Annotated in this window: 9 protein-coding genes (1 of these 9 only partly in view); all 9 read right to left on the bottom strand. The window is 57.5% G+C overall.

What is annotated here, in order from left to right; genetic code table 11:
- Positions 1 to 480, bottom strand: the 5' portion of a protein-coding gene (msrQ, locus tag D3Z90_RS03785; protein WP_136474474.1) for a protein-methionine-sulfoxide reductase heme-binding subunit MsrQ. The gene continues 141 nt to the left of window position 1, outside the view; only the first 480 of its 621 coding nucleotides appear in the window; the start codon lies at positions 478 to 480; its stop codon lies off the left edge, out of view.
- Positions 480 to 1,493, bottom strand: coding sequence for a protein-methionine-sulfoxide reductase catalytic subunit MsrP (gene msrP / locus D3Z90_RS03780; protein WP_136474473.1), 1,014 nt, complete (start codon positions 1,491 to 1,493; stop codon positions 480 to 482). Before msrP ends, msrQ begins: the two co-directional genes overlap by 1 nt.
- Before the next feature lie 63 nt (positions 1,494 to 1,556).
- Positions 1,557 to 2,414 (bottom strand): CDP-diacylglycerol--serine O-phosphatidyltransferase, encoded by an 858-nt coding sequence (gene pssA / locus D3Z90_RS03775; RefSeq protein WP_133216259.1) that lies wholly within the window; start codon positions 2,412 to 2,414, stop codon positions 1,557 to 1,559.
- Between the two features lie 146 nt (positions 2,415 to 2,560).
- Complete coding sequence (gene ilvC / locus D3Z90_RS03770; RefSeq protein WP_136474472.1) at positions 2,561 to 3,577, bottom strand: ketol-acid reductoisomerase; 1,017 nt, start codon at positions 3,575 to 3,577, stop codon at positions 2,561 to 2,563.
- A 50-nt stretch (positions 3,578 to 3,627) separates the two neighbouring features.
- Entirely contained in the window at positions 3,628 to 4,119 is a 492-nt protein-coding gene (gene ilvN, locus D3Z90_RS03765; protein ID WP_010223016.1) for an acetolactate synthase small subunit, read from the bottom strand.
- 2 nt (positions 4,120 to 4,121) lie between these two features.
- Positions 4,122 to 5,846, bottom strand: coding sequence for an acetolactate synthase 3 large subunit (locus tag D3Z90_RS03760; protein WP_136474471.1), 1,725 nt, complete (start codon positions 5,844 to 5,846; stop codon positions 4,122 to 4,124).
- 422 nt (positions 5,847 to 6,268) lie between these two features.
- Positions 6,269 to 6,598 (bottom strand): YqcC family protein, encoded by a 330-nt coding sequence (locus D3Z90_RS03755; protein ID WP_136474470.1) that lies wholly within the window; start codon positions 6,596 to 6,598, stop codon positions 6,269 to 6,271.
- A complete protein-coding gene (locus D3Z90_RS03750) occupies positions 6,598 to 7,353 on the bottom strand; it encodes a tetratricopeptide repeat protein (protein ID WP_136474469.1) in 756 nt (251 codons plus the stop codon). The genes D3Z90_RS03755 and D3Z90_RS03750 overlap by 1 nt, the downstream gene beginning before the upstream one ends.
- Positions 7,354 to 7,375: 22 nt before the next feature.
- Positions 7,376 to 9,697, bottom strand: a complete 2,322-nt coding sequence (gene mrcB, locus D3Z90_RS03745) for a penicillin-binding protein 1B (RefSeq protein ID WP_136474468.1) — start codon at positions 9,695 to 9,697, stop codon at positions 7,376 to 7,378.
- Between the last annotated feature and the right edge of the window lie 62 nt (positions 9,698 to 9,759).

The following is a 9,759-nucleotide window of genomic DNA, read 5'->3' as shown; positions in this document are numbered from 1 at the left end:
GAGAAAGTGCAATAAACCCAGCGCAAGAATCACGTAGACCAGTTTATGCAACTTCTTCCAGCGTGCGCCCAAGCGCCGCTGACTAAAGCGATTGGACGTCAGCGCCAAAGCGAGCAGACCTATAAACCCCAACGCCCCCACAATAATGTAAGGACGCTTGCTCAGCTCTACCCCCAACTGCCCCCAGTCCAATCCCAGAATGAAAACCAGATAGGAAGTGATGTGCAGCACGATATAAGCGAAGCACCACAACCCTAGCTGTCGACGCGAAACGATCCACCCCGCCCACCCCGTCAGACGCTGCAACGGCGTCATGCCCAAGGTAATCAGAAGGAAGATCAACGCCCCCAGCCCCAATCGATCAACCAGGATTTTTCCCGGGTCTGGCCCCAGCGCGTTCATGACAGCCTCGTACAGCCACCAAAGTGGCCAAATACTACCCAGGACGAAGATACCGAAACGAAACAGTGGGTAGCGCATCAATAGTTCTTCCGCAGGTCGAGCCCACTGTACAAACCCGCCACTTCCTCGGCGTAACCGTTGAACATCTGCGTAGGTCGCACATTGGGACTGAACAATCCACTTGGCAGACGTCTCTCTCGCGCCTGGGTCCAGCGCGGGTGATCGACCTCGGGATTGACGTTGGCATAGAAGCCATACTCTTCGGGCGCAATTGCTTGCCAGGTTGTATGCGGCTGTTGCTCGACAAGGCTGATGCGAACAATCGACTTGATACTCTTGAAGCCGTATTTCCACGGCACCACCAAGCGCAGCGGCGCACCATTCTGATTGGGTAGCTCTCGCCCATACATACCCACCGCCAGAATTGCCAACGGATTCATCGCCTCATCCATACGCAAGCCCTCTATATAAGGCCAGTCGATCAGGGCGAAGCTGGAGCGTTGTCCCGGCATGGTTTTGGGATCCTGCAGCGTTTCAAACCGAATGAAACGAGCCTTCGAGGTTGGCTCCACCTGTTTGAGCAACGCCGAAAGTGGAAAGCCGAGCCAAGGTATGACCATCGACCAGGCCTCGACGCAGCGCAAACGATAGATTCGCTCCTCAAGCTGGTAGGGCTTCATGAAGTCCTCGAGGGCATATCGCCCAGGCTTACCGACTTCACCATCGACCACCACGGTCCAAGGCTCGGTTTTCAGGCTGCCGGCATTCGCAGCAGGGTCACCTTTATCCGTACCGAACTCGTAGAAGTTGTTGTAGTGAGTCGAGTCCTTGAATGGGGTAATGGCCTCCCCCGGCGCAGTGACGGCTTGCCATTGCGTTGCGGCAAGCTTTTCGTTGAACCAGCCGGGCGCCCTGCCCGCCTCGACGTCAGCGTATCGCGACATTTGCGCAGCTCCCGCCCAGCGCGGCAACGCAGTTACTGCCAGGGCAGCCAGCGACCCACCCAGCATGGCGCGGCGCGATACATAAAGAGATTCAGAAGTGACATCCGCCTCTTTGCAAGCAGATGCTTTGGACAGTTTGATAAGCATGAAGGCTCCGTAGAACTGGAGGACTGATGCACCAGTAGACTACGGAGCCAGAGCGAAATTACATCACTCGATGTTTTTCCGGCGACGAATACGCAGCAAGTACTGCACCGGGCCGGATGCCGCATAGCCAAGGAACACCAGCAGCAGAATGCGCGGTGGATCACTGAAGACTACAGCGAACACCAGCACCACTGCCAGGATCGCTACGAACGGTACACGCCCCTTGAGATCCAGCTCCTTGAAGCTGTTGTACTTAATATTGCTGACCATCAGCATGCCTGCCGCCGCAACCAGCAGTGCAACCAGGAACGACAACTTGGAGCCCTGGATACCGTAGTCGCTGAAAGCCCATACAGTGCCCGCGACCACGCCGGCTGCAGCCGGACTGGCCAGACCGATAAAGTAGCGCTTGTCGGCCTTACCCACCTGGGTGTTGAAGCGAGCCAGTCGAAGCGCCGCACCCGCAACATAGATGAAGGCAACCATCCAGCCGACCTTGCCCATGTCACCCAGCGCCCAGCCGAATGCCAGCAATGCTGGAGCAACCCCGAACGCGACCATGTCCGACAGCGAGTCGTACTCGGCGCCGAAGGCACTTTGGGTGTTGGTCATGCGGGCAACGCGACCATCAAGGCCGTCGAGCACCATGGCGACGAAGATTGCGATAGCGGCAAACGCAAAATACTTACTCGCTTCGCGTGGATCACCAGCACTCAGGGCAGCCTGGGCACTCATGGAGTTGATGATGGAGTAAAAACCGGCGAACAGGTTCGCGGTGGTGAACAGGTTGGGCAGTAGATAGATGCCGCGATGCCGAACCTTGCGTCCTTCGGCGTCATGCCCTTCTTCAACATGCTCATCGATCGGTAGCAGGCTTTCGGCGTCAGAGGCCTTGTTCGGCTCTTCGGGACGTTCGCTCATGGACATTACCTTGCAACGGTGTGGAAAGTTTCGACAGATGTCTGCGACGAGGGTTCGACAGCAGACGATGAAGCTTTATACCAGAAGCTGACCGTCTAAACGAAAAAACGCGGCCGAAGCCGCGTTTTCATCGCATCAGGACAAGATTAGTTCTTGGCCTTGTCGACGATTTTGTTAGCACCGATCCAAGGCATCATCGAGCGCAGCTGCTCGCCGATGACTTCGATGCCGTGAGCGGCGTTGTTACGGCGCTTGGCGGTCATCGATGGGTAGCCAGTAGCACCTTCGCTGATGAACATCTTGGCGTATTCGCCGTCCTGGATGCGCTTCAGAGCGTTGCGCATGGCCTGGCGGGATTCGGCGTTGATAACTTCAGGGCCGGTTACGTACTCGCCGTATTCGGCGTTGTTGGAGATCGAGTAGTTCATGTTGGCGATACCGCCTTCGTACATGAGGTCAACGATCAGCTTCAGTTCGTGCAGGCATTCGAAGTAGGCCATTTCTGGCGCGTAGCCAGCTTCAACCAGCGTTTCGAAACCAGCTTTGACCAGCTCAACGGTACCACCGCACAGTACGGCTTGTTCGCCGAACAGGTCGGTTTCAGTCTCGTCCTTGAAGGTGGTTTCGATGATGCCGGTACGACCGCCACCAACACCTGCAGCGTACGACAGCGCTACGTTCTTGGCGTTGCCCGAAGCATCCTGATAGACAGCGATCAGGTCAGGGATACCGCCACCTTTGACGAACTCGGAACGCACAGTGTGACCTGGCGCTTTTGGCGCGATCATGATCACGTCCAGGTCAGCGCGTGGCACAACCTGGTTGTAGTGAATGGCGAAACCGTGGGAGAAGGCCAGGATGGCGCCCTTCTTGATGTTCGGCTCGACTTCGTTCTTGTACAGCTGGGATTGGAACTCGTCCGGGGTCAGGATCATGACCAGGTCGGCACCGGCAACAGCAGTTGCAACATCAGCAACTTTCAGACCGTGAGCTTCGGCCTTGGCAACGGTAGCAGAGCCTTTACGCAGACCGACAGTGACATCCACACCGGAGTCTTTCAGGTTGCACGCTTGCGCGTGGCCTTGGGAGCCGTAACCGATGATGGCAACTTTTTTGCCCTGGATGATCGAAAGGTCGCAGTCTTTATCGTAATAAACTTTCATGAAATACCCCTGTTATCTCGGCCCGATAAGGCCATAGCTAATTTTTTGATTTAGATGCTGAGCACTTTGTCGCCACGGGCAATGCCGGTGACGCCACTGCGCACTGTTTCGAGAATGGACGCGGTACCGATGGCCTGAATAAAGCTGTCAAGCTTGTCGCTGGCGCCAGTCAACTGCACGGTGTAGACGCTGCTGCTGACATCGACGATCTGCCCACGATAGATATCGGTGGTGCGCTTGATCTCGGCGCGCTGTGCACCCGTGGCCTTGATCTTTACCAGCATCAGTTCACGTTCGATGTGCGCGCTTTCCGAGAGGTCGACCAGCTTGACGACTTCAACCAGCTTGTTCAGGTTTTTGGTGATCTGCTCGATCACCTCATCATGACCGACTGTGGTCAACGTCAGACGCGACAAGGTCGGGTCTTCGGTAGGCGCTACAGTCAGGCTTTCGATGTTGTAGTTACGCTGCGAGAACAGACCAACGACGCGAGACAGGGCACCGGGTTCGTTTTCCAACAGCAGGGAAATAATGTGCCGCATGATTAGGTACGCTCCGTCTTGCTCAGCCACATGTCGCGCATAGAGCCGTCTTTGATCTGCATCGGGTAGACGTGTTCGCTGTTGTCGACCTGGATGTCGATAAACACCAGGCGGTCTTTCATGGCGAACGCTTCTTCGAGCTTGGGCTTGAGATCCTTCAGGCTGGTGATGCGAATGCCCACGTGACCATAGGCTTCAGCCAGCTTGACGAAGTCAGGCAGCGATTCCATATAGGAGTGCGAATGACGGCTGTTGTAGGCCATGTCCTGCCACTGGCGGACCATACCCAATACGCCGTTGTTCAGGTTGACGATTTTTACCGGCAGGTCGTACTGCAGGCAGGTCGACAGCTCCTGAATGTTCATCTGGATACTGCCTTCACCGGTCACACAGGCAACGTCCTGATCCGGGAAGTTCAGCTTGATACCCATGGCCGCCGGGAAACCGAAGCCCATGGTGCCCAGGCCACCGGAGTTGATCCAGCGATTAGGCTTGTTGAAGCGGTAGTACTGCGCTGCGAACATCTGGTGCTGACCGACGTCCGAGGTAACGAAGGCATCGCCTTTGGTCACTTCACACAAGGTCTCGATCACCGTCTGCGGCTTGATGACATTACCGTCGCCCTTTTCATAAGGGAACATGTCGCGGTCACCACGCCACTCTTCGATCTGCTTCCACCAGGCATCCATGGCAGCTTTTTCCGGCTGCTCGCCAATTTCGCGCAAGATGGCGACCATTTCGGTCAGCACGCTATCGACCGGACCCACAATCGGCACGTCGGCCTTGATGGTCTTGGAGATCGACGCCGGGTCGATATCGATGTGGATAACCTTGGCGTTCGGGCAGAACTTGGCTGGGCCGTTGACAACGCGGTCGTCAAAGCGTGCACCCACCGCAAAAATCACATCGGCGTGGTGCATGGCGAGGTTCGCGGTGTAGCTGCCGTGCATACCCAGCATGCCGAGGAACTGGCGATCGGTACCCGGATAGCCACCCAGGCCCATCAAGGTATTGGTAACCGGCAGATTGAGCATTTGCGCAACTTCGGTCAGGGCAGCAGAGCCACCACCGAGAATCACGCCGCCACCGGCGTAAACCACCGGGCGCTTGGCCGCCAACAGCATTTCCGCGGCCTTGCGGATTTGACCCGAGTGACCACGAACGGCTGGGCTGTAGGAGCGCAGCTTGACCTTTTTCGGGTAAACGTACTCGAACTTCTCTGCCGGATTGGTCATGTCTTTCGGGATATCGACGACCACCGGGCCTGGACGACCCGACTGGGCGAGATAAAACGCCTTTTTCATGATCTCCGGGATTTCCGAAGCATGCTTGATCATGAAGCTGTGTTTCACGATCGGCCGGGAAATACCGATCATGTCGGTTTCCTGGAAGGCGTCGGTACCGACCATAGTGCTAGGCACCTGACCGGACAGAATGACCATCGGAATGGAGTCCATGTACGCGGTGGCAATACCCGTAATGGCATTGGTCGCGCCTGGGCCGGAAGTTACCAGTACCACGCCGGCCTTGCCGGTAGCACGGGCATAGCCGTCCGCCATATGGGTTGCTGCCTGCTCGTGACGAACCAGGATGTGATTCACTTCCGGCTCTTTGAACAGGGCATCGTAAACATGCAGGAGAGCACCACCAGGGTACCCATAGATGTGCTTAACGCCTTCGTCACGCAAAAAGCGGACGACCATCTCAGCGCCAGATAAAAGCTCCACGTTGTTCACCTCTAAAACGCCAGAATACCGCCCACGGTGGACGGGTCTTAATAGGTTTACTGCCAAGCAGAGCATGAGCGACGGAATCGCCGACTACGTCAGCACTGACTGAGCAAGTATTGGGAGCGCCCCAGAGTGTTGCGGGGTTTTCCCACCCAGCGCGAGGTAACGCGTTGCGGGGTGTAACAGGTCGGCGCGGGTGTGCGCCTCATGATCTGCTTAGCGGGTCTGCTTCTGGCAGTCCCTCTACAGCGGAATCTGGATTCTTATTTTTCGGCGCTCGCAAGTCAAGAAAAATTATTGCCAATTTTTAGCGAGGACTAAGCACTGCCACCACTAATTTCGGCTAGCGCAGCAGAAAAGCAAAGAATACAAACAAAAAGAGCCACAATCTGTGGCTCCAAGGGGGAAAAGAGGGAAATTCAGGCAGATGGACTGATCAATTGGTCAAACTCTGCTAGCAGCCTGCGTAGCTCGCGGCTTTCGTCCGGGCGATCGATATAAACCGTTTCAGCCATGACCAGAATGCCGGAGGCACTGGGTAGCGCCAGGCCGCGCTCGAGGATCTCTTTCATTTTCGGCAGGAAAATCCACTGCAACCACTGATCGAAGTTCATGCTATCGACGGCAAAAGGCACAGTGCTGGCCAACGCCTGAGCGCTGGGGGATACATCGCTCCACCAGCCCTGATTGCGCAGTTCGTGTTCGATCAACAGCAGGTGATCGGCAATATCGAGGATGCGCGGGTCCATTACAGATTCACCTGGGCTTTCTGCCGTGCCAATGCTGCACCGGCCGAATCCCCCTGTTTTTCACGCGCCTGCGCAATAATTCCCCAAAGCCCTGCTTGCAGGTCCGGGCGACCATTGGCGTAAGTCAGCGCCCGACGAGCCAATTGCTCGGACTGGGCAGCGTCTCCCTGCGCCAAACGCACCTGGGCCAGACGGTAAAGCACTTGTGGCTCGCGCGGAGCAATACGCTGGGCACGCTCAAGGCTCGAGGATGCGCCATTGTAATCACCACTGCCTTGCTGTTGCTGAGCGGTGGTAAGCAGCGCTAGGACAGGGCCATCAAGCTGCTCGTCAGCCGACAAGCCACCGCTGGCAGCTGCACTGCGCGGAATGCCGCTAGGAGCGCTGGGTGCCGTAGTGCTGGGCATGACATAGCTACCGGCATTGGTCGAACCACTGTCAAACGGTGCCGAACTGCTTGGCCCCGGTGTGATCGGGCCAGTACTGATCGAGGCCGGCGCTGTAGATGCTGGGAATGTTTGAATCGGCGCTGCGCCGGCACCTTGCGGAACCATGACAGTGACGCCGGAATCCTGCGGCACGGCCTGGGCCTGGCGAGAGCCAGCATTTACCGGAGCGCCACGGTTGGCCGTGACCCGCTCACCGTTGGAGACGCGCGTGCTCGAATCGACCACGGGAATTGAGCCGCGTTGTACGCTGGCGCAACCGTTGAGCAAAGCCAGTGCCGTCAAGGCAGGAAACAACCACTTGTTCACTTCACACCCTCTTTGCTAGTGCTTAATTCATCCAGCCTTTAACCCAGTCCATTACAGACTCGGCGGGGTCCTGCGTGCCGCCACAAGGGGCACCAGCAGGCGGCTCACTGCCGCGAATATACGGCATCTGTACTGCGCCTGGGCAACTGCTGTCGGAACCCTGCCCGGAATGTGGATCGATCCAGGCTTGCACCACGTTGTCAGGCAACGGCATATCCAGCGGCAAGGGGTCGGCCTTGCGCATGAAGCTGGTCCAGACCTGCAGTGCACCCGTGGCACCGGTGAATGGCGTCTTGCCATTGTCATCACGGCCAAGCCAGACCACCGCCAGCAGATCCTGGCTGAAACCTGCAAACCAGCTGTCACGTGAATCGTTACTGGTGCCGGTCTTGCCCGCCAGATTCAGCGAACTTGGCAGCACGCTGTAGACCGAACGTCCGGTACCTTCGCGCATGACGCGCTGCATGGCGTTCTGGACCAGGTAGATGGCCCCCGGATCGAAGGTCTGCTGGATTTGGAACGGGTATCGCTTGAGCGGCTCGCCTTCGGCGGTCAGTACACTGCGAATGCCGCGCATCGGTGTATTGAAACCACCGTTGGCTAGGGTCTGGTACATGGTTGCGACCTGCATTGGCGACATGCCTCCAGCTCCCAGCATCATCGATGGGTACGCCGGCCAATCGACATTTACACCCAGGCGACCAATGGTTTTGAGCACATTCGGCACGCCCAGTTCCAGACCAAGCTTGGCGGTCGACAAGTTGTAGGAGTTAGCCAGGCCCTGGTACAGATAAATGGTGCCATGGGAGCGGCGATCGTAGTTCTGCGGTCGCCATACCTGGCCATCTGCGCCTTTCACCGAGAACGGCTCATCTTGCACCCAACTGGTAAGCGTGTACTTGCTCGGCTTTTCCAGGGCCGTCAGGTAAACCGCAGGCTTGACCAGCGAGCCGATCGGCCGCACGGCGTCAATGGCCCGGTTGAAACCGGCAAAACCTGCCTGGCGACTACCGATCAACGCCTGTACCTCACCGGTTTCAGGGTTGGTCACAACCATAGCAGCTTCGACTTCATCCGCACCTTTGCGACCTGCCAGGCGCTTGAAGGTGTCAGCCATGGCCGATTCGGACTTCATCTGCAGGATCGGGTCGAAACTGGTGAAGATGCGCAGGCCTTCTTCAGTCAAGTCTTCGTCTCGATAGTCCTGGCGCAACTGGCGCTTGACCAGATCGAGGAAACCCGGGAACGAACTGTCGGCCAGGCTTCCACGCTTAGTCACACCCAGTGGCATTTTCTTCGCAGCAGCGACGGCTTCAGGCGTGGCTACGCCCTGCTCGGCCAACAGATCCAGTACCAGGTTACGCCGTACCGTTGCACGCTCCGGGTAACGGCGCGGGTTGTAGTAGGAAGGCCCCTTGACCATGCCCACCAGCAACGCCACCTGATGCAACTTCAATTCGGACAGCGGCTGACTGAAGAAGAACTGACTGGCCAGACCGAAACCATGCACCGCCCGCTGACCATCCTGGCCGACGAACACCTCATTGAGATAGGCCTCGAGGATCTCGCGCTTGTCGTAGTGCAGCTCGAGCAGCAGGGCCATCATGGCCTCGGTAAGCTTGCGGCTCAGGCTGCGTTCGTTGGTCAGGTAAAAGTTCTTCACCAACTGTTGCGTCAGGGTACTGCCGCCCTGGCGCATCGCACCCGACGAAGTGTTGACCCAGACCGCACGGGCGATCGACTTCGGCGATACGCCGAAGTGGCTATAGAAGTCGCGGTCTTCAACGGCAACCAGGGTTTCCAGAAGATACGGCGGCACCTGATCGAGCTTGATCAGAATGCGATCTTCCAGGTTCTTGGGATACAGGCCACCGATCATCAACGGTTCCAGCCGAACTACGTCGAGCTTGGAGCCATTGATCGAGCTTAGCCCGGCAACGTAGTCGCCAGAGAAGCGCACACGCACCGCTTGCGCCTGCTCCATGCCTTCATAGAACTGGAAACCGCGGGTATTGAGATCAACGGTGTTGCCGTTGACAGCAGCCGCGCCTGGACCATTGGCCACGCTTTCGCGGCGATAGCCCAGCGCATCGAGTTCGATGAGAAAGTCGTTTCTGCTCAGCTTCTGTCCGACGAACAGTTCCAATGGCCGTGCGTAAACCTTGGCCGGGATCGTCCAGCGCTTGCCGGAGAACTTCTCCTGGACCACTGCATCGAGGTAGATCGCGACGCCGGCCAGCACCACAAGACCAACCAGGCTGAGCTTGATGGCCCAGCCCAGCCAGGCACGGGAGCGGCCAGACGGACGTTTTTTCGGGGTACGGGGGGATCGGGTTCGAGTCATGGCGGCGGATTATACGCACTTTATTGATCATCGACAGACGCCCTCCGGCGGTTTGCACCAGC

Source organism: Pseudomonas sp. DG56-2 (assembly GCF_004803755.1).
GTDB lineage: Bacteria > Pseudomonadota > Gammaproteobacteria > Pseudomonadales > Pseudomonadaceae > Aquipseudomonas > Aquipseudomonas auratipiscis.
The sequence above is the reverse complement of the archived record's forward strand: the minus strand, read 5'-3'. Positions and strand labels throughout refer to the sequence as shown.